At 60.6% G+C, this 24350-nt stretch carries 17 protein-coding genes; 7 read left to right on the top strand and 10 right to left on the bottom strand.

From position 1 onward, the window contains the following. Window positions 1-127: 127 nt before the first annotated feature. From VGG64_20585 to VGG64_20600, 4 genes are all read right to left on the bottom strand, one after another. The gene (locus VGG64_20585) at window positions 128-2740 is read right to left on the bottom strand and encodes a type II and III secretion system protein (protein ID HEY1602012.1); all 2613 of its coding nucleotides are present in this window, start codon (window positions 2738-2740) and stop codon (window positions 128-130) included. Window positions 2741-3143: 403 nt separating this feature from the next. Beyond that, window positions 3144-4601 carry a GGDEF domain-containing protein gene (locus tag VGG64_20590; GenBank protein HEY1602013.1) on the bottom strand — a complete coding sequence of 486 codons (1458 nt, stop codon included), beginning with the start codon at window positions 4599-4601 and terminating at the stop codon, window positions 3144-3146. A gap of 197 nt (window positions 4602-4798) precedes the next feature. Then, window positions 4799-5749 (bottom strand): S1/P1 nuclease, encoded by a 951-nt coding sequence (locus tag VGG64_20595; protein HEY1602014.1) that lies wholly within the window; start codon window positions 5747-5749, stop codon window positions 4799-4801. 86 nt (window positions 5750-5835) lie between these two features. Next, window positions 5836-6417, bottom strand: a complete 582-nt coding sequence (locus VGG64_20600; protein HEY1602015.1) for a peptidylprolyl isomerase — start codon at window positions 6415-6417, stop codon at window positions 5836-5838. A 644-nt stretch (window positions 6418-7061) separates the two neighbouring features. On the opposite strand from VGG64_20600, the gene VGG64_20605 reads away from it, so the two are divergent. Then, entirely contained in the window at window positions 7062-8624 is a 1563-nt protein-coding gene (locus VGG64_20605; GenBank protein HEY1602016.1) for a hypothetical protein, read from the top strand. Window positions 8625-8661: 37 nt separating this feature from the next. Beyond that, window positions 8662-9129 carry a DUF1569 domain-containing protein gene (locus VGG64_20610; GenBank protein HEY1602017.1) on the top strand — a complete coding sequence of 156 codons (468 nt, stop codon included), beginning with the start codon at window positions 8662-8664 and terminating at the stop codon, window positions 9127-9129. A 102-nt stretch (window positions 9130-9231) separates the two neighbouring features. Here VGG64_20610 and VGG64_20615 read toward each other — a convergent pair whose 3' ends face one another. Further along, entirely contained in the window at window positions 9232-9723 is a 492-nt protein-coding gene (locus tag VGG64_20615) for a DUF1569 domain-containing protein (protein HEY1602018.1), read from the bottom strand. Between the two features lie 372 nt (window positions 9724-10095). On the opposite strand from VGG64_20615, the gene VGG64_20620 reads away from it, so the two are divergent. Next, window positions 10096-11889 carry a pseudouridine synthase gene (locus tag VGG64_20620; protein ID HEY1602019.1) on the top strand — a complete coding sequence of 598 codons (1794 nt, stop codon included), beginning with the start codon at window positions 10096-10098 and terminating at the stop codon, window positions 11887-11889. Window positions 11890-12211: 322 nt separating this feature from the next. Continuing rightward, entirely contained in the window at window positions 12212-12940 is a 729-nt protein-coding gene (locus VGG64_20625; protein HEY1602020.1) for a PEP-CTERM sorting domain-containing protein, read from the top strand. A 605-nt stretch (window positions 12941-13545) separates the two neighbouring features. On the opposite strand, the gene VGG64_20630 is transcribed toward VGG64_20625, so the two are convergent. Then, window positions 13546-14592, bottom strand: a complete 1047-nt coding sequence (locus VGG64_20630) for a PEP-CTERM sorting domain-containing protein (GenBank protein HEY1602021.1) — start codon at window positions 14590-14592, stop codon at window positions 13546-13548. 978 nt (window positions 14593-15570) lie between these two features. Here VGG64_20630 and VGG64_20635 point away from each other — a divergent pair. After that, window positions 15571-16275, top strand: coding sequence for an alpha/beta fold hydrolase (locus VGG64_20635; GenBank protein HEY1602022.1), 705 nt, complete (start codon window positions 15571-15573; stop codon window positions 16273-16275). A gap of 369 nt (window positions 16276-16644) precedes the next feature. Further along, window positions 16645-18057 carry an IS4 family transposase gene (locus VGG64_20640; protein ID HEY1602023.1) on the top strand — a complete coding sequence of 471 codons (1413 nt, stop codon included), beginning with the start codon at window positions 16645-16647 and terminating at the stop codon, window positions 18055-18057. Between the two features lie 149 nt (window positions 18058-18206). Here the strand turns inward: VGG64_20640 and VGG64_20645 are convergent, their stop codons facing one another. From VGG64_20645 to VGG64_20660, 4 genes are all read right to left on the bottom strand, one after another. Then, the gene (locus VGG64_20645; protein ID HEY1602024.1) at window positions 18207-19715 is read right to left on the bottom strand and encodes a hypothetical protein; all 1509 of its coding nucleotides are present in this window, start codon (window positions 19713-19715) and stop codon (window positions 18207-18209) included. Window positions 19716-19783: 68 nt separating this feature from the next. Beyond that, entirely contained in the window at window positions 19784-20317 is a 534-nt protein-coding gene (locus VGG64_20650; protein ID HEY1602025.1) for a DUF1622 domain-containing protein, read from the bottom strand. Between the two features lie 80 nt (window positions 20318-20397). Continuing rightward, entirely contained in the window at window positions 20398-22011 is a 1614-nt protein-coding gene (locus VGG64_20655; protein ID HEY1602026.1) for a hypothetical protein, read from the bottom strand. A 57-nt stretch (window positions 22012-22068) separates the two neighbouring features. Further along, window positions 22069-22743 carry a redoxin domain-containing protein gene (locus VGG64_20660; protein HEY1602027.1) on the bottom strand — a complete coding sequence of 225 codons (675 nt, stop codon included), beginning with the start codon at window positions 22741-22743 and terminating at the stop codon, window positions 22069-22071. 392 nt (window positions 22744-23135) lie between these two features. Between VGG64_20660 and VGG64_20665 the strand changes: the two genes are divergently transcribed. Continuing rightward, window positions 23136-24350: an ABC transporter permease gene (locus tag VGG64_20665; protein HEY1602028.1), complete on the top strand. Its 1215-nt coding sequence runs from the start codon at window positions 23136-23138 to the stop codon at window positions 24348-24350.

Consider the following 24350-nt stretch of genomic DNA (forward strand, 5'->3'; position numbering starts at 1 on the left):
ACTGGCGGCACGTTGCACACGGGCGCGGTGACGTTGCGAAAGTGCTACGACAAGACCTCGCAGAACCAGTACACGCCGCACAATCGGGCGCGTACGCAGCGGCAAGACGAGCGCCGGCCCGGCGACGTTAGAATTTGCCCTGCACGACGGTCGGCAAGGGCTTTGGCACGCCGGCCGACAACAATTGCTTCGAGGGGAAGCCGTCGTTGAATTTGATCTCGCAGCCGCTGTTGGGGTTCCAGATGTGCGTGGTCAGCAGCACGATCAACTCTTTCTTGACGACGTTCGTCGAACGATTACGGAAAAACGCCCCGACCACAGGCAAGGTGCTGAACCAGGGAATGCCGTTCTGCGTGATCTCGACTTGCTTGTCCATCAAACCGCCGATGACCAGCGTGGCGCCGTTGGGGACCATGACGTTGGTCGTGACTTCCGACGTGCTGGCCTGCGGAATGCTGTTGACGATGGCGCCGGTGCTGCGTTCGGGGTGGACCTCCATGCGGACCATGCCATCGCTCGAGATAAACGGTCGCACGCGCAGCAGAGTTCCCACGTTCATGAAGCTAATTTGTTGGGTGGTGCTGACGATGCTCTGACTGAACGTGCTATAGCCCAACCGGTCTCCTAATTGCAACTCGGCGAGTTGCTTGTTCAGCACCAGCAGGCGCGGCGTGGCCAGCACTTCGACCGAGCCGATCGTTTGTAGTGCCGAGACGAAACTGGTCAGATTCCGGCTCGAGTTACCAAACTTGAAAGCCTGGTCGTCGGTAGCAAAGCCGGTGTTAGACGGGCCCGTGGTCCCCGATGATGTCGAACTGGTTCCCGATGTGGCGGTGGCGGGAATACCGCCGCGGATCAAACCTGACGTGAGAACTCCCAGCGGCGAGAAGCCGGCGGCCGCGTTCAACGTCGCTCCGTCGCCAAACACACCCAACATGTTGCCCGCCCCGTCGAGAAGGCCGAAGTTGACCCCCAGGTCGCAACTGTTCGTATGCGTCACGTACAGGATCACGGCTTCGATCAAGACCTGCTGCGGTTGCACATCCAATTGCATGATGACCTGGTCGATCTTCATGAGCGCCGATTCGTGATCTTCGATCACCAGGGCTTCTTCATTCGCTAACGAGTCGCCGCCGGACAGCGACTGCTGGCCGCCGCCACTACTGCCGCCACCACCACCTCCTCCTCCACCGCCGCCGCCACCGCCACCGGAAGAGCCGCCGCCACTGCTGGCTGCCGTACCGCTGATCGGATTGATCGGACGGATGCCCACCTGGCTGGCCGGAGTAGCGGTGATATGCCCATCGGGACTGAGGAATTGTTCGATCATTTTCTTGATGTCGGTACTGCGCGTGTAATTCAGCCGGTACACGCGAATGTCGACCTTGTCTTCCTTCGATCCGCCGTTTCTGGCTCTGAGTTCCTCGGGCGTGTGAACGTAGATGATGCCATTCTCGTGCCGGGCACCCAGATTGCACGATTTCAGAATCGCATCCAGCGTTTGCTCTACCGATAGGTTGGACGACAAATCGGCGGTCACGGTCCCTTTCACGTTGGGCGATACGAGAATATTCAGGGCGTGGTCGCGACTTAACATTTCCAACACCTTGCGGACGTCCACGCCGTCGAGGTGCAACATAGTCGTATTGTTGCCCAGCTTCAGATCAGGTCCCGATTGCAGACCAAGCTCGTCGGGTCGTATCGAAGGTTCCCGGTTGACCGGACGCGATGGCCCGCGCGTCGCGGCGCCCCGAGTCCCCGGCACGGGCATTTCCAAGGGCTCGGCGCCGATCACCTTCAGATAGTCGTCCTCGGTCTGCGGCCCACCCATCGCGCCGTCGTTGTCATCGCCGACGTCACCATCACTGTCGCCATCTCCGTTGCTGTTGCCATCACCGTCGCCGGCGTTGTCGCCATCGCCGTCCCCTTCGTCTTGGTCCGTGTCATTCGATTTCGGTGGGGCGGCAGTCGGTTCCGGAGGTCCCGGCGCCGGCGCGGCGGTTGCACTATCGGATGATCCCACGTCGAACGGATCGTCACCTTGACCGGCCCCGGATCGCGCCTGAAACGCCGCCTGATTCGCGCGTGACGAGGTCTGCTCCCCATCGGCCAAGGGGGCGAGGGCTTGAACTTGTTGGATCTGGCCCGGCTGTAGCCCGGCACCGCGGTCCCGAGCGGCGGCGTCTTTGGCGGAAGCCTCTCCACCGCGCCCTTTCTTCGAGAGGCCGGCGAATCGATCTTTGAACGACTTCTTAAGCGGCTGCTGCGTGTGTGAGTCGTCGCTGGCCGTTGACGTCTTGTTCGGCATATTTGCCGGCGAGATCTTGGATGTCGCGTCCGGAGCCAAACCGACCGGCTGGCGAAGGCTGCTGTACGAATCGCTCTTGGCCTTAAAGATCGCCACCTGTTCTTCGGTGGCCTGGCCAGGCACGCCGTAGTCGCCGCTCTTAAGCGATATGGGGGTCGCGCATCCCACGCTGAACGCTACGCCCAGTCCCAAAAGCATCGCCGGCAGGGAAAATGCCCGAGCGGCATTGCTGGTGGTTGGCCGGGCAGCCTGGGGTTTTTCACCCAGCGAGCGACTCGGCAGATCCGGCCGCATAGAAGTGGGAACAACAGTCGGACCTGCTTCCGTCCGGCCTCGGCCGCTGCCGAAAATCCGCGCAGCGATCGCCAGGCCCGAGGGCTGATCAGACATCCGACACGACGAAGCCAATTTCCAGGCTTCCCTACGTTCCATGACTGGCGATCCCTAACGCTCGACGGACAGTGCCCAACGCAATCAAATCGCCATGCGACAGCTGACAATTCGGCCGTGTGGTAATCGACACAATCTAAGTCGAGATTGAGGGTAATTCCGAATACGCCGACACGGCCACCTATTCTATGGACATTCGCTGCTATCTCTGTTGAGCCTGCGAGGCTTAGGAAGAATGGGTCGGGTGGCCGGTGCCATGCCCACGCAGGGCGTGGGCATAAGAAGCGTTTGCGGTGCGGGAAGACCTGCCACGCAAGCGTGGCCATGGCACCCAGGCTAGCGAGGCAATGGCACAATTGCTAGCTACTAGCGGAATAGACTGCTAGCAATTAATGCAAGGGATCTTTATTGGCAGAGCAGCAGTGCGCTGCACGCCTGAGATCGCTTACGCCTCGTGGAACTGAACGGCTGGCTTCGCGGCAGCGATAGCTTCGTCCCGCGACGCGGCCACCACGCGATTGCGCCCTTCACGCTTGGCGTGGATCAGTGCTTGATCCGCTCGATCGACCAGGCTGTCGAACTGATCTCTTTCACCCTGACACACCGCCACGCCAAAGCTGGCCGTCACGATGATGGAGCCTTCGACCACGGCGACGGGGCTATCCTCCAGGGCCGCCCGCAGACGGTCGGCTAGCTGCACCGCCCCCAGCTCGGATGCATCGGGCGCGATCACACAGAACTCTTCTCCGCCGTAACGCGCCAGGATATCGGCCGGACGACATTGCTGCGTCAGAATCGTGGCGACCCGTTTCAGGACCGTGTCGCCAATCGTATGGCCGTGGGTATCGTTGACGATTTTGAAATGGTCGATGTCGAGCATGATGCAGGACAGCGGTTGGCCGCTCCGTTGAGCGCGGCTCCATTCGCGATCGAGGCGATCGCGCAGACTGCGGCGGTTCAACACGCCCGTCAAGGGGTCCAAGTCCGAAAGTATCCGCAGATCGCGCTCGCGCTGGCGTGCTTCTTCTTGCTGTCGATCGACTTCGTTCAGCGTGCGGGCACTGTACCAGGTCACGCGCGCCAGGACAGCTACCATCGCCACGGCATGCACGGCCACGGCCGATTCAAAGCCGTACAGTTCCATCTGTTCCCCCTTCAGAAAGAACCAGCCCAGCATCAAGGGGGACGCCGCAATGCCCGGCAACGAAGTGCGGGCCAGCACCCCGCCCATGCGTTGACTGCGCAGCGGCATCATCAATTCAAAATCGCGGCGTGCGTACAGCATGCCGATGCTGACAAACAGCAGAATCAGCGCAGTCGCCAGCGGGATCGATGTGTAGGGATCCGTCGCATGCAGCGTTTCGGTGCCATACCAGGCTCTGGCCACGGCGATCGAGGAAATAAACAATGTCGTGAGCAGCAGGCATTGGGCGGTCCGCTTGGGCCACACGCCTGTCGAGGGGAGCCAGAACAGGGCGCTTCCCAGCAGGATAAAGGCCACAGCGGTGGCCGGTTCGAGCCGGCCGATAGACAGTTCTTCGACGGCTCGCTGCCGCATGTTTTCGCGCAAGCCCACCTCTTCGCGGAATAGATCGCTGGCCCAGGCCACGGTCGAAACCAACACGATGGCCAAACCCGCGCCCCGCACCACGAACGAGCGCCAGCTGGCCGAGGTATTCAGCAGAAACGACCATAGTGCCATGCCCACCAATGTGAACAGCATGGCGACCGTGGGCGTCATAACCAGCGAAATCGCCCAACGCCCATTAGATAATGCCGCGTTGCAGGCCGCACTGATCAGGGTTGTCAGGCCGCCCAATAGCGCCAAAGTGCTCGACGCAGTGACGATGAAGGGAATCCCCTCCACGGTACACGCGTTTACTATTTCTTTCGTTGAGATCATCTGCCGACCCAGGAAATGCCATAGCCGTTCTGGCCTTTTATGGAAGAAGCCTAGGTCAAGGAATCGTGCCACGCGCAGCCCCGACGCTCGAATCCTGCATCTGGGGAAACTGCCGCGTGCGACGGCTGGACCGAAAAGGTTGCTCATGCCGAAGATGCACGCGAGCGCGCGATTTAGAGAAGGACGCGCTGCCGGCTTCAGGGAACTATCTGCTCGAGCACGAAGGCCAGGCGTTCGCCCGCCTTGCCAACGCACACCCGTGCTACGAGACCAGCCTGTTTCGCGTACGGTTCCGGCAGATCAGGCGCGACGCTCGCCTGGCGATGACGTTCGGCGACCGCCGGAATGACGCGGCCGCCGTCGTACGCGTAAGTGGTGGCCAGCGCAAAACTCTCTCGGGCCCACGACTCGATGGTGGGATTCGTCTGCAACTCGCGTGTGATCTCGGCGCGATTCGCGTCGACGGCTTGCTGTGCTTCGTCGGCGCCTCGTTCAATCGAGGTCTTCGTATCGGCAGTGCCCAACAAGTCGTCCCAGAAAGAGTGCAGCTTGATGATCCTGCGCCCGGACAGCCGGTAGAGCGAATCTTCTCCGCCGTGATCCCCCTTGGGAAATTCGGCGCAAACAAGATCCGCGCAGTGCAGCGGCTGGTGAATGTCTCCCATCAGGTGCAGCACCCAGCACAAGTACATGGCCTTTTCCTGACCGGTCGCGCCGCGCGCTTTCTCGATACTCAGCGGCAGCGCGGTGAGGATATTCTCTCCCACCGGCTCATGATTCTGCGCATTCTCGGTCGAGCCCGGCGGCACGAAGGGCAGATTGACGTAGTGCCAGTGCGGCTTGCTGAACTGCTCATGATGGTGCTTCACCCAATCGGGCCATGTCGCCGCGCGCCACAGGGCCCATTGATCCTCAGGCACGTTTTGCGGCCGGTCGGCATTGAGGAATTCGGCCCAGTGCGGATGCTGCTTGAGAATCTCGACCAGCGCCTGCCGCTGCTGCGGAGTCAGATGCCGATACGCCAGCTCGGCCACCACCATATGCCCCTTATCGTTCCAGGCCAGCGCGGGCCCGGCCAGCAGCAAAATCAGGGCCATCGCCAGGACGCCCCGCCGCAGCATGGCATCCTTCGCAATCTTGGTCCGCATGACGATTCCTTCCGTCATCAAGAGTCAGCCGGCAAGCACTGGCATTACCGTGGTCCGCGCACAAGGACAGGCGTCTGCCGCGCGAATTACAGTTGCCCGCAATCCGCAACTAGGATGCGCGCCGCAGTGTCGCCGGATTCAGAGCCAAGGCTCTCGATCTTTCGCACCACATCCATGCCGTCGATAACCTGGCCAAAGACGACATGCTTGCCGTCGAGCCAGGGGGTCTTCTCGGTGCAAAGAAAGAACTGCGAGCCGTTGGTATTACGTCCGGCGTTAGCCATGCTGAGCACTCCGGGACCCGTGTGGCGGAGCTTGAAGTTCTCGTCGGCAAACTTTTCGCCGTAGATCGACTTGCCGCCGGTGCCGTCGCCATTTGTAATGTCGCCCCCCTGGCACATGAAGCCGGGGATCACCCGATGGAATTTGCTTCCCTTGTAGCCAAAGCCTCGCTCGCCGGTACACAGCAAGCGAAAGTTCTCGGCGGTTTTGGGTACGACGTCGGGTCGCAACTCGATCACGATCCGGCCCAACTTGCGACCGTCGGCCGTCACATCCATAAAGCACTTGGGCAATGGCTTGAGCGGCGCCTGGGCCTGTTGCGCATAGAGCAGAGAAGCGCCAAGACCGCAGCCGACAATCGCAATCGCCACGAATCGGTAACTCATCACCATCTCTCCCTAGTGGAATTCAAACTTGGACTTGCGCGGCGCCTGCGAGGGACGCGGCACAAGCTACTGCAAAACGTATGGCGGCGCACTTGAGTGCCGCCAGGCGGCACGCCCGCCGTCTCATTTGGCGCAGCGGGCTTGGGCGACCGCGCCGCCTGAGATTTTATCGGAAAAGGCCCAAACTGGCCAAGCTCGGTTGCTGTGGCCGAAGCAGGCAGCGGAATGCACGGTATAGGACGCCGGACGGTTCTACAGGGGCGCGCGTTCCCACCGAGGCGTCCCGCGCCACTGGTCCGAAGGGGGCCAGAGCCTCTTGCGAGCCGCCAAAAATCACGTAATTGCTGGCCAACCTCGGAAGCCCGGATTCGTTTAATTTGAGGTCCAGTTCTGAAACCGTTCGGCCTTTTCTTGAGTAGAAACAGAGCGCCGGCATGATATGCTGTTCCCTGCGGCGGGCGCGGGGAGTTTCATCTGTCCGTCGCAAAGTTTATTGAATTGCGCCATCGTGACCCGGAAAAAGGATGTGCCGCGTCCCGCGCTGTCACGGCAGCGTCGTGGTGGCCGCGTTGCACCTTCGTTCCACACTTCGCCACATCTCTCGTCAGCATCGCACCGGTATTCCCATTTTCGTAGGGGGTTCCATGGAACGCCGTTTCTCGTCACGTCACGCCCGCATAGGCCTGCAGAAAATCGCCGGTGGACTACTGGGCGTTTGCATCGCGTTGCATGCGGTCCTGTGCCCGGCCGCCCAGCCGGTCTCGTTCTATGGCTTTGACGAAGCCGCGTATTCGCCGACGGCGCGCGAGGGGATGGAAGAAATCTTCGCCGGCCGGTTGTTCCATGCCTCGATCCCTGCGGCCGCGGCGCGACTGGCTTTCACCATGACGGGATCTGCACAAAAGAGTGCCGGCTTTACGCCCGGTTCAACTGATGGCCGGTTCTACGCATCGGGTCGGTTGCCTTCGCCTCCCACGCGCACGGCTGGCGTGGATCCCGGCTTCGCCCTGGGAGAAAGTGCGATCGCCCGCAATCAGTCGCAGCACCTGACGATCAACTGTTTCATGTGTCACGCGGGCGTGGTCAACGGCCAGGTCGTGGCCGGAATGGCCAACAATCACATCAATCAGTCCGACCCGAGAAACGTCCGCACCCGCGGCGACAATTTCGGACCGTACGCGGTATGGCGCCTGGGCGCGCGATTGGATGACCCGGCCAGCAAAGGACTGACACTGGCCAGCAAAACCACCGAGCTTGAGAAGATCTTCGATTCGACCCCTCTGCCGCCCGTCGACCCGATGCCTTGGTGGCTGATGAAGTATAAGAAGAAGGACTACTGGTATGCCGACGCGGCGCCGACCGATGCCGGCAGCTTCTCGATCAACTTCACCACGCCGCACGCCGAAATGAACGAGCATCATCTGGATCACGTTCAATCGGTGGCCAAAGCGCTGGCCTTCGCCCGCGAGACGCAGTCGCCGGCATTCCCCGGCAAGCTCGACGCGCAGCTCGTCGAGCGTGGCGCGGATTTGTTTCACGGCCGCATGCCTCCTCTCGACACCACCGGCTTTCGCGCCTGCAAGACCTGCCACGGCAGCTACACGCGCAAAGACAACGCCGGCGATCTCAGCGCGCCGGGGTCTTGGAACGTCGATTACGACTTTTCGCACGTGCTACGCAACGTGAAAACCGACCCCACCTACAACGCCACGCTGCAAAAGCTCAAGCCTATTGCCGATCATATCAACAAGCTCGAAACCTACATGGCTGCCCAGGGCGTTCCGCCCGAGTCGATTCCGCACGCCTCGGTTCCGGCCGGCGAAGGTTACGTTGCACCGCCGCTGGTAGGTGTATGGGCCTCGGCTCCCTATTTCCACAACGGTTCGGTCCCCACGATCGCGGCTGTGTTGAACTCGGCCGCACGGCCCGAAAGCTGGGCCCGCAATCACGAGGACCCGTTCGCATACGACTTGGAACAGGTGGGCATGGCGTACAAACCGGTGTCGCGCGCCGAGTTCGATGACAGCGCCGAGCGTGCCAAGGGCAAGCCGTTTGCCGCGCAAGCCGCGATCGATCACGGCGCGATCTACGACACAACCGCGTTTGGCCACGCCAACAAGGGCCACACCTTCGGCGATCACCTCTCGCCCGAAGAACGCCGCGCGATCATCGAGTTCCTCAAGAGCCTGTCTGGACCTGATATGTAGTTAGGGGATCAGCCCGCAATCCGTAAGGATAAACGCCGTGTCGACAACCATGCTTGCGCGCCGCGACCTCGATTTTCGCTCGTGGCCCGAGGTCTTGGCCGACATCGATCACCTGCACCGCGCGGGCTATCAGCGAGCTGGCAACTGGGACTTGTCGCAGATTCTCAGCCACGTGGGCGAAGGGATGCGGACCGCGGTTCACGGCTTTGAGCATCGCGGTCCGTGGATTGTCCGGAAGCTAGTCGGCCCGATCATCTTCAAGCGGATCTTACGGCAGCGTCGCATGAAGGCCGGCATCCGCGTGCCCAAGTGGTGGCTTCCCGGGCCCACGCATGACGAGTCGGACGCCGTGAATCGCTTTCGCTCCGACCTGACGGCATTTCAGGAACTGAAGTCCGCGCCGCAGCCGCACCCCTTCTTCGGCACGCTCAGCAAATCGCACTGGAATGACCTGGTGCAAATTCACGCCAGTCACCATTTAAGCTTTCTGGTGCCCAACGACTAGTAACGATATGCCACACGGCGCCATCGTACGCTGGGTTGGCCGTGCCCCGCCGGTCAGGTCTCGCGGACCGCACACAACTGCCTGCGAACTGCGGTCATGGTTCTAGACGCCGCGCTCAACCGAACGAGGCTTGAGGCGCCCAAAATGGTGCATGCAGTGGACTAGTTGTAGGCCGATGGACTGCTCGCGGTCCGCCGTGCGGAAGAGGGGTGACCACTGCCAGGGCCCGCCGTGGGCGGTCAACCGTGCGGCCGTCTTAGCGAACTCCTCGACCGCCGCTGCCGCGTCGGCCTCCGGCGGATGCACGGTGGCGGCAATAGTGCCCAAGCCGCTTTGCATTTTGCACTCTGCCAGAATCCTGCGCAGCATCTTGGGCGCGATCGTGCGGCTGACGACGGCCATCACCCAGTTCATGAGCAACGGAATCTTCGGTGTACCGTCCATCGGCACCTTCATCCAATCAGACAGATGGCGGCAGGTCTGGGCCAAGTCCCAATGGCCTGTCCGCTCGTAGCCGTCGTCGAGGCATCGCTGCGCATAGGCAGCGGCGTCATTCAGATTTCGGAAATTGAGCCCATGGTCGAAAGTCGGCATCGGATGTTACTCGTTGGCTCATCGTCGAAGCCAGCTTTTTGGACTGCCATTGATCATCATCAATCACATCTTACCGCACGGCACATTGTAAGGGGCTAGTTCGATGGTTGCCAAACGGTGCAAGGCGGAGCGGAGGCGCGATAAATGGTCGACGACTCTCCGACAACGGGTGCGTTGGGACGGCGCCGAATTGTTAGAGAAGCTCGGCCGGAAAAGGATTCGCGACGTTCTCGATCGGGGTCCATGAGGACACCGCAGTCCGTCAAGCGAGGAACCCAGGCCGCAGCGCGATGTTGCCGCTGCCGCGTGTGACCACCCTCTTTTGTCAGCCTGCGGATCGGCGCAGAGTTAGCGGGAGCGTATGCTACGAAAATGTCCGAAGTCATCAATATCGCTGCCTACAAATTCTTCCCCTTGGCCGATCTGCAGGCATTGCGAGAGCGTTTGCGGGCCCAGTGCAAGCTCTGGAAGTTGCGCGGCACGATTCTCCTCAGTCCCGAGGGAATCAATCTGTTCGTCGCCGGCGGCCGTGCGGACATCGACTTGCTGCTACTAGAATTGCGCGGGATTCCGGGGCTGGAAGGGTTTCAGCCGAAAGTGAGCGTCAGCGAGCGGCAGCCCTTCAACCGCATGTTGGTTCGCATTAAACGCGAGATCATCGCCTTCGGCGTTCCCGGCATCGCGCCGGGCCTGCAAACGTCGCCGAAAGTCGCTCCCCAGGAACTCAAGCGTTGGCTCGACGAGGGACGCCCGATCACCCTCCTCGATACGCGGAACGACTATGAAGTCAAACTTGGCACGTTCAAAAACGCCCTGACGTTGGGGCTCGATCACTTTCGCAATTTTCCCGCCGCCGTCGAGGATTTGCCCGACGACCTCAAGCGGCGCCCGCTTGTGATGTTCTGCACGGGGGGCATTCGCTGCGAAAAGGCGGGGCCTTACCTGGAGGGAATCGGATTCGAGCAGGTGTTTCAACTGGACGGCGGAATTCTAAAATACTTTGACGACTGCGGCAGCGAGCACTACGACGGTGAGTGCTTCGTCTTCGACCAGCGCGTCGGCCTCGACCCCAATCTCGCGACAACGGAAAACTCACTCTGTTTCCGTTGCCTAACGCCGCTCACGGTTGCCGACCAACAAGATCCTCGTTATGTGCCGGAGCAATCCTGCCCGTATTGCTTTCTGACGGATGCCGAACAGATGGCTCGGACGCTGGCGATGCGCGAGTTGGCTGTTCGACAGGCGACCACGCCACTGCCGGGATCCGTGCCGCACGACAATGATCGGCCGCTGAAGATCTCGGCGAAGCACGACGGTCTGCAATTGCTGGACGCGCTGGGTGAAATCTTTCCCCATCTAACGCCCGATTACTGGCAAGAGCGGTTCGACAGGCAGTTCATTCTGAATACCCACGGCCAAGCTGTCGCCGCGGAGCATTGCGTTCGGCCCGGAGAGGTGTATCTGCACCGTACTCCCGCCAACATCGAACCGGCAGTGAACGCGGCAATTCGCCTGCTGCACGAGGACGCCGCGATCGTCGTCGTCCACAAGCCGGCCCCCTTGCCGCTGCATCCTTCTGGCCGATTCAATCGCAACTCGCTGCAGTGGATTTTGAATCAGGTCTACTGTCCGCAAAAACTGCGCCCCGTGCATCGGCTTGACGCCAACACGACCGGCGTCGTGGTCTTCGCCCGCACTCGACATTTTGCGAGTCAATTGCAAACTCAATTTGCGGCCGGCGATGTAGAGAAGCACTATCTGGCACGGATTCAAGGACGACCATTGGAAGCGTCGTTCGATTGCGACGCACCGATCGGCGTCGAAGCCAAAGAACTGGGCGGTCGTGCCGTCGACGAGCAGGGCTTGGCTGCGCGTACTGAGTTTCGCCTGCTGTACGGATTTAGCGACGGCACGACGCTAGTTGCGGCCCGCCCGATCACGGGGCGGACCAATCAAATTCGTGTGCATCTCCAGCACCTGGGCCTGCCTGTCTGCGGCGAGCAAGCGTATCTGGCGAACCACAAGCTCGGAGAGGCACAGACGCATAACGTCTCCGACCCACCGCTCTGCCTGCATGCGCTGCGTATTTCGTTCGTACATCCAATGACGAAGGAGCGGGTAACCTTCGAGTGTCCCGCCCCCGCGTGGTCGGAAAGGCAATCGTAGCCCGAGCGTTATGTCGCGGCGGTTTAGCGGACCGGCCAGTTGCGGCCTTGGACTACAGTCTCAGCAGTCGCCGGAAGACGGAAGGCAAATGGCCGCCTCGAAAAGGATAAAATATATTGACGTGAGGCCCGCACGTCGGTACGTTGCCCGTTGATTCGATCTTGCTCTAGAGCGACGCTCATCCCGAAAAACAAAAGCCCGACTTCGCAAATCGCAGAAGGATGGGCTCTTTTTTTGCGCGCTAAAACGATCGGAACAAGATGGGGCGCGAATGCCACAACAGAGTGACACTCCACTTTGGGGGCCAGACAAGAGGTATAAGATGCTGCATCGATCGATCGTCTTTTGTGTTGCCGTCGGCTTCATTGTCACGCATGCGGGAGTGGCCTACTCCGGCAGCATAAGCGGGAGCACGATTGAGGTGTCTGGGTTTCCGAACTCGTTCCAAGGAAACGACCAAGTTACTGTCACTTTAAACGGATTCAGCGCCACAGATACCTCGGACGTAGACGTGGTTTTGGTCGGGCCAACCGGCGCCGCCTTGGTGCTCCTAGGGGGCGCCGGCGGAAGCACCGGGTTTGCCCCTGCACCATTCAACGTCACGTTCGACGATACGGCGGCAAGTCAGGTACCTACAGATCTTTCGAGCGCGGGAAGTTTTAAACCGACGCAGTTTGGGCCGATCGGTTCGTTCCCGGCCCCCGGCCCAGGCCTAGCCTACGACAGCCCGGCCACTTTTGGCACCAGCATCCTTGGTAACCTGAGTGCAGCTGGCGTGTTTACGAATATCAACCTAAACGGACCATGGTCCCTTTACGTAATGGACACGGTTTCGAAGGACAGCACTAAGTTAACCAATGGGTGGAGTTTGAATATCGCTCTCACGGCCGACAACTTCTCAAGATTCACGAACAGCACTCCGATTATCGTCCCCACCGTTCCCGAGCCGGGCACTCTAGCACTTATCCTCTTTGGCATCGCGAGCATGGCTGGTATTTGGTTGCGAAGATCCACCGCGGCGACTTACTCCCGTTTCAGCATCGGGAAATAAAAGAAGAGTTTCGTCGTGTGGCGCGTGCGCACTCGTCCTCCCCATTCCGCAGCGGGTGACCTGCCACGCACGGACCATTGAGCCCGCCCAGCACGACAAGCGTTTCATTTACGCGCACGTTTTCTGACGCGTACCGTTATTCGAAACGCATGGCGGCGCGTTCAACAGCACCAGTATGACGCGGCACATCGCCATGAGCCGACAATCGCCCCAACGGCATTAGGTGGGCGTGACCGGGGAAGACGAGTCCCGGCCTTTTGGACGGTTCGTCCTGGGCGCGCAACCCAACGGGCGATTCCGTCTCACGAATTGTCAACCGAAGCAAGCTTATCGGCCCGAGTGTCAAATGGCTCGCTTCCGACGAGTTCTTGGCACTTTTTTTACAAGATGAGTTTATTGGAATCGGATCGTCGGGCGCAAGCAGTACGCGTGCAAGTCGTACCCGGTCTCCCGGCAAAGGAACCTTTTTTGGAACATTGTACGGGCAGAGGCGGATTCGATCCTGCGGCCTGGCCACGCACTTTATGTGCAGTGAGACCCCGGAAACACGTTCTTAGACAAGAACAGCCGTGCGTTCTGATTGGCAGTGTCCCACAATCGACGTTCTAGGCGATTTGCTTGCGCGTTCTGCGGCGAACCGCCATTGCCAATCCAATCGCTCCGATTCCAAACAGCGCGATTGAAGAGGGCTCCGGGACAATCGTGTTCGTGGCGTAGTTCAGATACGCGTGCGGATCTACGAGAGCATTGCCTCCCAGCACGTTGTAGGAACTGTTATTCGTCGGACCGCCGGTATCCCCAACGCTCAGGAACGTCCCAAATCCTACGCCATTTGTGTCATAATCACCGGGAATTGAAACGTTGCCGCTGGCAACGATTTGGGCCAGTGGAAATGTAAGCGTGCCGCCATTCGATACGAGTAGGTTGCCGAGCACGTGCTCCTGGGCGTACGTCCAACCGCTCGGGTTGTCAGGCTGAATGCTGGTTGGGTCGATGGCGGTGCTTGTATTCGGGTCAAGATGGTCCAAACCCACGGGACCGAATCGGCCCGTAAAAATCATCGCCGAGTTGTTCGTGGTGCCGCCCTGAATGCCAGTCGCAATTGTTTGCCAGAGGTAACCGGTCGTGCCTACCGAAGCGCCAGGCCCTTGGGCGTACACAAGGCCTTGATTGGGGACCGTGGTCACCGTGCCGATCGTATCGGCCGAGCCGTCCGAGGCCGTGCCGTTAATCCCTTGCAATGTCGCGGAGCCGCTCGAGTACCACCAGCTGTCCTTGTAGAGTTCTGTGGCGGCTGCTCCGCTGGCCGGAAAGCTTGGGCCGCCCGGCCCGCCATTCGTGATGCTGTTCGGGCTATTCACATCAAGCAGCGACCAGGCGGTTTGAATATCCGGAACGTTGGTCGCACCGGCGGCTTGAGTCGGTCCGGTGCTGCCACTGGCGAAGGTGAGGTTTTGAACAAGTAGAGTAGCACCGGCACCGGCACCGGCTACGTCCACCGAACTGATCTGGATACCGACGGTGAATACCTTCTCGCCGGGAATTGCTGTCGTGTTGGTGGCCATCACCACCAGCGAAATAGCCTGGGCCGGAGCAGCCATCGCCAGCGCCGCGACGATGCCGACAAGCGGTAGAAAAATGTCTCGTCTCATTAGCGTCTCCTCTCAAGAGAGAATGAAGAATGGAATGGGTCCGTCTGCGCGCCAGGGGAATCCTGTCACGACGTCTGGCATGTAAAACGAAAGGAACAAACATGCACAATCGTAATCGCCCCTACCCGACAATACCGCCCGCATCGTCGGCGGCGTACCGGATGTGCGATGGCCGACACATGCGCGGCGTGTGGCACAGTTGGAAAGGAAAAGAGGTGCCGAAAGTGTCCGCGACAAGCGAAACAACAGCCCCGATGCCTCCTTCGCCAGTGATTGGCGCCATTCGATGCGAGCCCGCGAGCTGTCCGACTCGCGACCGCAACGTGATTGTTGCGAGTCTCGGCGCAGAATGCAAATAAATTCCGCGATTTTTTACTGTTGCCTCGAACACCTTACGAACTGCTGAAAAAAGTCGCCGACAGTCCAGTCTCATGATCGCTCCACGCTCATTCTTGCTGCGCTTGGCCGGTTCACGTTGATGGCTTGGCGCTCCTGACGCCCGCTACCATTGTGCGTGTAAGCGGCGCGCCCACACGCCGCGGTCTTTCAGCTGCGCGGCAGTATGTCCCCAGAGGCACGTCAGCGGAGTCCTGTCGGCGGCCGACGATACTCTCGCATGCATTGCTAGGCAGCCATTTTCCCGACAACTCGACCGAATTGTGGCACTCCTGAAATACGACCGTTTGATGACGCGCTTCGCGACGAGGGCACGAGCCAAGGCGGCGTCCGTTAACGTTACCGAGCCGCCGATAACGCAGCACCTTTAGTTGCACGAAGATTGCCCTACGACGGCGACGACTTTCTTGTCCAGGTCGAGTGATTGCAGAAGAGTGCCCCATGCCCAATGATGATGAAGGGCGGGTGAGCGCTCGTGCTCAATGGGTCGTCGTACTGGTCAAGGGCGGCGAAACCACGGCGTAGAGAGATCGTTCGCTTTGCGCCACCGCAAGAATCGCAAACCAAGAATAGAAATGAACTATGGCTACGTTCGTTCTAATTCATGGTATGTGGCACGGCGCGTGGTGCTGGGAAAAAGTCACACCACTTTTGCACGCAGCTGGGCATGAAGTCCATACCGTCACACTCACGGGCGTTGGCGAGCGTGCCCATTTGCATTATCCCGACATTGATATGCACACGCACATTCAGGATGTCGTCAGCGTCCTGGAATATGAAGATTTGCATAACGTGATTCTCGTCGGTCATAGCCTGGCTGGTTTTATGACGCGCGGCGTTGCAGAGCGCGTACCCGAACGCGTCGCGCAGATCATTAGCCTCGATGGACGCATTCCAGAGAGTGGAGACCCGTTCAAAACCGTGTGGCCGGATATATGGACTGAACTGTGCCAACGCGCCCATGCCAATGGCGATGACGAGTGGTCGTCTCCGGATTCTGAACGGACTTTCGGCGTGACCGGCGCCGACCTTAAATGGATGATGTCCAAATTGACCCCGCATCCGCTGAAGACCTGGGAAACGCCATTATCGTTCACCAATCCAGCGGCCCGTTGCATCCCGCGTGTCTTCATTCACTGTACCGCAGGCATCTCGCCAAAGGACCTAGCCAGCGAACAGAAGGACTGCGTTAAGAAGGGTTGGCAATATCGCAAACTGTTGACCGGGCATGACGCCATGATTACTGCACCGAAAGAATTGACCGAGTTACTGCTCGAATTCATCTAGAGCCCATAAGGCGGTAAAGACTTACGTGCGCCTGCAGTCAGCCCTCCCGATTCTTCCGAATGTTGGGCCTTGATGCTTCAACTATGGGCTGCCGCCGGCGGAGATCGAGGTTTGCCGCCGAGGCGGCCTCCTGGGATCTTCCTGCCAAGTCAACCCTTCGATGGCACTCCCGAAAATGGACCTTTTTTTCGGACGCCTGCTCGCGTCGCCTGAAGCGCTGAAAACAGCGACATCCGGACGCTCAGGATGGCATGTCGAATGGCACGTAGTTCTTGCGTAACGTGGTGCCGTGAAGTGATATAGATGAAAGAGGCCTCGCTTGCGTAGATGGAGTTGTCACAAACCCATCCCAGGCAAGGAGGCCTCACAATGTCGTTTTCTACTCATGGACGATTTTCCCAACAAGTGCGTTTTTTGCGGCGTCAGTTCCTGCAGGACGGCGAACTGCCGTTCACCGATGTGCTGTCTGAAGGAACCGTGGCGCAAGCATTGGCAGCGTTGAGTGTCGTCTGGCTGGACCGGATTTATTCACCGCTCGTCACGCTGTGGATTTTCCTCGGCCAAGTGTTGAGCCAGGATCATTCCTGTCGCGCCGCTGTTGCTCGTTTGATCGCTCATCGCGTTTCCCGAGGACAGCGTCCCTGCTCGGCGGAAACGGGCGCCTACTGCCAGGCCAGGAAACGACTGCCAGAAGAGTTCTTTTCGGAAGTGGCTCGTCAAACAGGCGGTGCGTTAGAGAACAGCGCCAAGGAGCAGTGGCTTTGGAAACGTCGTCGCGTCCTGGCCTACGACGGCTCGACGGTGTCGATGCCGGATACCGCGGAAAACCAACGGGCTTATCCGCAACCCCCGCAACAGAAGCCAGGTGTTGGCTTTCCCCTGGCGCGCATCGCGGCATTCTTCTCTCTCTCGTGCGGAGCCGTGCTTGACTTGGCCATCTGCAGCAATGCGGGCAAGGGGCACAGCGAGTTGGGAATGCTACGCAAGCTGTGGGACCTCTTGCGTCCGGGCGACATCATGCTTGCCGACCGCTACATGTGCGCCTGGCACGAAATCTTCCTGCTCCGGCAGCGCGGCATCGACTCTGTCATCCGGCTCCGTGTCCATCGTCATGCCGACTTTCGGCGCGGCCGTCGGTTGGGCAAGGGCGATCACATCGGCGAGTGGCCAAGGCCCAGCATCATTCGTTCGATTGACTGGCAGTCCCTGAAGTCTCTTCCCGAGTTCCTCTCCATCCGAGAGACGCGCGTACGCGTCGAACAGCCCGGATTCCGCTGTCGAGCCATTATCGTCGCCACGACCTTGCTTGACGCGGACGAGGTTCCCGCGAGCGACCTCGCGGAACTCTACCGCGCTCGGTGGAACGCCGAACTCGACCTGCGGTCGCTCAAGCAAACGATGCAGATGGAAATCTTGCGCTGCAAGACACCAGAGCTCGTGCGCAAAGAAATCTGGACGCACATTCTGGCTTACAACCTCATCCGCACGATCATCGCTCAAGCGGCCAGCCAGCACGGTGTCCAGCCGCGTTCGATCAGCTTCAAGGGAACGGTCCAGACCCTGGAGGCGTTTCAACCGCTGATCGCCTTTCAAGGCGAATGCAACTCAGCGCACCGCCAAAGTCTCTACCAAAAGCTACTCGATGCCATTGCTGCCCACCGCGTTGCCGATCGACCCGATCGCTTCGAACCGCGGCAGAGAAAACGCAGACAAAAGAAATATGATCGCATGATGAAACCGAGGCACGAGATCAAACGCGATATCCTGAAAGGACTTCGATAGAACTACGTGCCATTCGATGGCATGTCCTGGGCGCGGATGCAACTAGCTTCAACCGACACCGGTCCGACAATCCCCTGTGATTCCCTGGCTAAATCGGTCGATGTGGACTCTGGCGCGCGAGAGCGTGTCAGTTCCAGTGAAGCGGTGAACTAGGGAACCGGCTGTGGGTCGGTTCGCCCCCAGGTCGACAAATCGACCGTGCCCGCGACGGTGGTACCCGTTTTTGCCGCCTGCAGATCCCACCGCGCCAGTTGCAACTTTCGCGCCGCGAGTTCCGCCTCGGCCTCGGCGATTTCGACGTGGGACTGTATCGGCGATCGTGTTGTGCCCGACACGGCGCTCGCAGCGTTTGTTTCCTGCGCGGCGCGCAGCTTCTCGACGTGGATTTCTGCGAGCTTGACTTTTCCGATCAAGGACTCGCGATCGGCCAGATTTTCTCCGCTGGCCGGAGTGCCGACCAGTTTTGCTTCCAGGGCGGGCGCTGAGGTGAATTGTGCCTCGCCAAGAACAAGCACCGCCAGCCCAATCAGCCCCACCGCGGCCATGCCGCGCGGCGAGTTGCCGCACCGCGCCAATTCGGTGCGCAGCTTGCTGGTAATGCCCGTCAGTCCGAACCGACCAATGGCGATCGCCGCGACCAGCCCGAGCGCCAATAGCAGATTGATGTCAGGCGCGTGGGCGATCAGACTCGGGCGCCAATCGTGTACTAGCGAAATCGGCACGGACGCGGTCGGCGCAGAATTCTGCGCAGCAGCGGGCGAGGGCGCCATCGCGATCTCTCCCGTCGTGCGTGCGGCCGCCTCGCTTGATCGAGCCTGCGCTTGGGCGTCGACCCCCTTCAAGAGGCCGGCATCCGGCGTCAGACGCCCCGAGACAAGCATCACTAGCGATAAACCGACGACGGCCGCCACACCCACGCCACGCGTGACCAATCCCTGCGGCAACACGAGCGCGCGACTCTGCGCATTGATCGTCAGCCGTCGCGCGGCCGTCGATCCCAATAGCAAAATCGCCACCGGCACCAACAGCAATAACAACCCGAACTGTATGCCCAGCAGCGGCGCCAACAAGCTGCCAATAAACAGCCCGGCGGGCGGAATCGCGAGCATCGCCCCCAGCACGATCAGAGTGCCGCGCGCCAACACGCGGCGGGCGGCGAACAGCGCCATCCCTCCCAGCACCGTTACCACCACCAACAACAGCGGCTGCACAAATCCTACAAGCATCATGGCAATGGCTCCCAGGCCCAGTCGAAACAGCGGGTCAGAACGGTGCGCCGGGCGCAACAAAAAAGAAGAAGTCGAAGTGCTCACAATCGGTCGCTGCGCGCTGGCCACCGCCAGCGGCCGAAGTGCACCATTCGTGGGCAACTCGACCGATCGCGCAGTGGCGCGTACAAACGCCCACAGTGTGGCCCCCATCCCCAAAACACAGCACGCGGCCGCCGAGAGAATCATCGCGCGACGGCCTCCCAGCTCGATCACAGTCGAAGTTATCAACGCAGTAACGAGCAGCGCCACGCCGGCCGCCAACAAGCCCAAGGCCAGCCACATCGTGGGGCTGAGTCGCCGCAACGAGTTCACCGCCCGCAGCAGCGCATGGCCGACCGCCGCCGGGGCACGGCGCAGCAAATCCCAGAGCGCTCGGGTGTTCAACATATTAGCTACGATCCGGCGCGCACGACGCGCAGCCGCCAAGGTGCCTCACCAGGTCTCGCGTCCCGGTGCTAACGAGGAACGCCGGTCGTCGCCGTGGATGTTTGACGCAAAGCGGCGTCGACCAGTGTTTCGGCGCGGGGCAGGCTGGCGACCGGGTCGCCGCTGTCGGCCGCTACGGCCAATCTGCTGGCGGCTTCCGGTTCACCAGCCGACAAAGCGAACTTTCCCTTTTCCCAGCGCGGGTAGAGACCCACGACCGCGCGGCTGATTACCATTCCACCCAGCACGCCCACCTGCTGCAGGTCCGGCGTGACGAGCGTCTTGATCGCCGCGGCTGCGATCATGAACTCCAGCCCCAGCGACAAATAGTGGGCAAACGGCGGGCGAGCCAATTGTGCATCGGCGGTCGGTGTCTGGCCGCGCGCCAGCGATGTCTCGGTGGCAATTTGCCGCACCACGGCGCCATATGCTCCCCACAGCATGACGCACACGCCAACCAATCCCACGAGCGGGACCAGGGAATTGATCAAGCCGGTGGTCGAAATGGTTTGGGCGTCCAATGCCTGGGCGAACAGCCCGCCGAAATGAGTTAGTTGGTGCATGGTGCATTCCTTTGGGGCTCGGTCGCCCCGGCTTGTGTTGAATGACAAACGACGCGTTCACGCCACGGCGGCACGGCACATCACACGGCACAGCAGCGGCTGAACTTCAATTCCTCCACCGTCCGCGGCACGATCACGCAATCGTGATGTCCGCCAAAGTTGGGCATATATCCGACCTCTTCCAATGTGTCCTGCCGGAACACAAAGGCGCCCGCTTCGAGTCGTTGGAATCCGCTGAAAATCTGGATCACGTACTTGCCGTCGTACGTGACGGCCATGGTCTGACAATCGATGCCCACGTTGCGGAACGTCCTGATGATGTCCCAGGTCTTGGTGTCTACGACCACCACGTCGCTACGGGCCGGCTTGGGGCGCAATATCGAGACAAACATTTTGCTGCCGTCGATAGAAAAGGCCACATGGAACGGCGACGGATATTCGCCCACCCACGACGGGTCGTGAACATAATTCACGCGCTGCCAATTGCGCGGGTCAGCGTCCTTGACGTCGAAGATCGCCATGTTGTTGGAGCGCAAGTTATTCATCATCGTGAAGATCGGCGGATTGCGCGAGGGATTGAAACCCGACTCGTGAATCGGGTTCTCAACCTTCGGTAGCACGATCTCCCAGATCTCGGGCGTGCTGCTCACTTTTTTCACGGGAACGTTGGCTTCACAACCCTTGTTGGCTTGCAGGAAACAACGCGGTTCCCAGTTCTTGCGATCCATGATGATGCAGCCACCGCACATCCGCAGACCCATGGCCGTGAATTGATTGCGCGGGTCGTGCAGGGCAAAATCGAGTCCGGTCAGCGTGTGGGGTGATGCGCCGGGGATTTGCCCGCGCTCGACGAGCAGCTCGGCCATGGGAGCCATCTCGTAGTTCAGCTTGTTGCCGGTCGACCCGCGGTACTCGTAATAGCCGTCGGGCGAATGGCGCCCGCCCGAAAGCTCTACCGAAGGAGTCAGCCGTTCGAGCCGGATCGTCCCTCCCTTGAGCCAGGTCTCGCCCAAAAACTCGGAATTGGGTTTCCAATCCGCGCGGAAGGCGGCCAGCACCTTGGTCTTTTCGTGTGGGCCGCGGGCTCTGTTGAAGAACCCCACGATGTCCTTTTGTCCGTCGGCACTGGCGAAACCTTCGCCGTCGGGAAAGATCACCGTGTGTACTCCCAGACCCAGGCCGGTCGTCTCGGCGATGTTTTCGTACAGTTCCATCTGGCCGGTGTTGCCTTCGTAACCGACGCGATAGATCTGATTTCCCTGACCGTTGAGTTTGTCCAACAGTCCGAGTTCCTTTATCTGCGTGGGGATGCCGTACATCAGCACGTTGTCTCCCCCTTGGGTCGAGTTGACGAACTCGAAGCCCTTGCGCGGATCCCCCGTGTCGGCAGGAAACGCCGCCAGATGGTGCGAGATGGGGCACGTATCGCCGTAGTTCCAATAGGCGATCCAAGCCAACTGCTTCATCGACTTCAGATCCACCGCTTGGGTCGCGCCCCCCAGCTTTGTCGGCGTCAGATAGATATAGTCTCCCAGGTCTTCGCATATGCCGGTGAATTTGCGTGTCGCGGTAGTGCTAGCGCCCCAGGTGGGCGTAGCGCCGAGATACTCGAGCCCCTTGAACATGCCGGCCCCAGCGACACCGGCGGCAGCCATCTTCAAGAGACCGCGCCGATCCACATTGCGATTTTTCATCGATATTCCTTCAGGTGCTGCAACAGAGCCGTGTTGTGAAGTCTGCGAAAATTAATCTCACTCTCGAAAGGGACAGCCCGTCGTCAGTGGGCCCGGCATGCCCGCAAAGTCGACGGGCTGCTCGTGGATTCCGGCGCGGGCCGTAATCTGGCGGGCTAGATCCTGCATCATTTCCGCCGAGCAACCTGGCCACATCGTGTCGACGACGCCATCGGCCGAGACCAATGCCACGTAGGCGGCGTTCTTGGCGGCAAAATCGCGGATCAGTGACCGATCTGAGTCGGCCAGCACTGGGTAGGGAACATCGTTGGCCGCGACATAGGCGCTCGCCACGTCGGCGGCGCCGTCAATCACGCCTACAAACTGGACATGTTTCGCAAAGGCACGGGCCAAGCGATGAAAGTACGGCTCGAACTCGATGCTGCACGGGCAGCCGTCCTTGATAAAGACAACCACCATCGGGCGCCCGGCGCTGAGGTCGTCCCAACCCACTTGCCGACCATCCGACGCCAGCATGGCACCGCGCATCACTTGCCGGCCGGCTGCCTCGCCCGACGTTGCCAGCTGGTTCGGCGTGACGTAATGCCGCTCGTCGCGCGAAATAAGGGTGGGCCCAGCATCATCCTGGCCGCCGGCAAACGAACGCTGCAAGCTGCCGGCGGTACTCCACAGGCAGAGCATTAGCGCCGCCGCCCCGCCCGCCGTCATCCATGCCAGGTAACGCAGCCGCACGAAAATCCAATCTCCGTATCGGAATAAGACACGCCGCGCGTCCCTCGCGCGACCGAGGGCTGTAGGCCGCTCGTCTCTTCTGGACGTTCATGTTACCCGCGGCGGCCCGGCTTTGGAAAGCGGATTCTCGGCACGCATGGAAGCATCCCGCGATGGAAGACACGGTCCCTCAGGGTGCTGGGTTTGATTTGCCCCACGCGATGCGCCCGTTGCGAAGCGCGAGTGATAGCACCATGATGTGGGGGCGGCGCGGCCCTGTTCGTCGGTTGAGATGATCGGCTGGGCGCAATCGCGATCGAGTCGCGCGGCATGCTGGTCAAATTCGGATCACCGTTCTGGCCTAAAATTCGCCCGACAATTCTCGCCGGCTGCTGACAAAACCCGGACATCGCATGAGCTTTCGCTGGCTGTTTGCTCGACTCGCCGTGCAGAATCTTAGCCGCCGGCGCGGCCGAGCCTTCTTGATGGCGTTGGCTGTCGCCGTGGGAGGTGGCGCCGTCTTCGCCGCCGTGGTTGTGCGGCAGGGACTTGCCGAAAGTGCCCGGCTCGGCCTGGCGCGGATGGGAGCCGACGTGTTGGTCGTCCCGCGAGATGCCACGACTAACATCACCGCGGCACTATTAACCGTTGAACCGTCGACGCAGACGTTGCCCGCCAGCGTGGTCGACACGCTGGCCCAACTGCCCGGCGTCGTTGACGTGGCACCGCAGCGCTATCACACGCTGACCGCGGGAGCTGGTGGGCACGATTCCGAAGACCTGATCGCTTTCGATCCGACCCACGATTTCACAATCATTCCCTGGCTGACCGATCGGCTCGACCGCCCTTTGGCCGTGGGGGACGTACTGATCGGTGCCCGGCGCGCCGAGCGGGTGGGAAGCGAAATCAATCTCTTCGGCCGCTCGTTCACGGTCTATGGAAAATTAGCTTTGACAGGCGTCGGGCCTTTCGAGCGATCGTTGTTTGCCAGCTTTCAAACTTTTGCCACCGTGGCCCAGGCCGCGCGGCAGACGACCAGCCGCGCGATCCTCGACGCCGAGACCGACAAATACTCGGGCGTGCTCGTGCAACTTGCGGCAGGCACGTCGGTCGAGCAGTTTCGTTTTGCCGCGGCCCGCCTGCCGGACATCAAGATCGTGCCCGCCAATGCCTTGTCGATGTCGGTGCGTCGTGGGCTGGCGACCATCCTCTCGGCAGCCGTGGTGCTGACGATGTTGATTTTGCTCAGCACGGCACTGATGGTCGCGGCGATGTATTCCGGCCTGCTCGTCGAGCGTCGCCGGGAACTTGGCTTGTTCTTAGCCATTGGGCTGCGCCCGCGCGACCTGGAACGCATGATCCTGGCCGAGGCTGCCCTGACGACCGGTTGCGGCGGAGTGGCCGGCGTGCTGTTGGGCGTGGCGGCCTTGCTCGCGTTTCGCCGCTCGTTGGGTTATTACTTCGAACGCCTGCAAGTTCCTTTCGTGCTGCCGACGCTCGGTTCGGTCGCGGTCGCGGCGATGGTTGCCATTTTGCTGGCTGGCATTGTCGGCGCGTGCGGCGCATTGATCCCGGCGCGGCGCGTCGCGCGCGGGGAACCGTACGATCTTGTCCGCGGCGAGGCCTGA

This window comes from Pirellulales bacterium (assembly GCA_036490175.1).
Lineage (GTDB): Bacteria > Planctomycetota > Planctomycetia > Pirellulales > JACPPG01 > JACPPG01.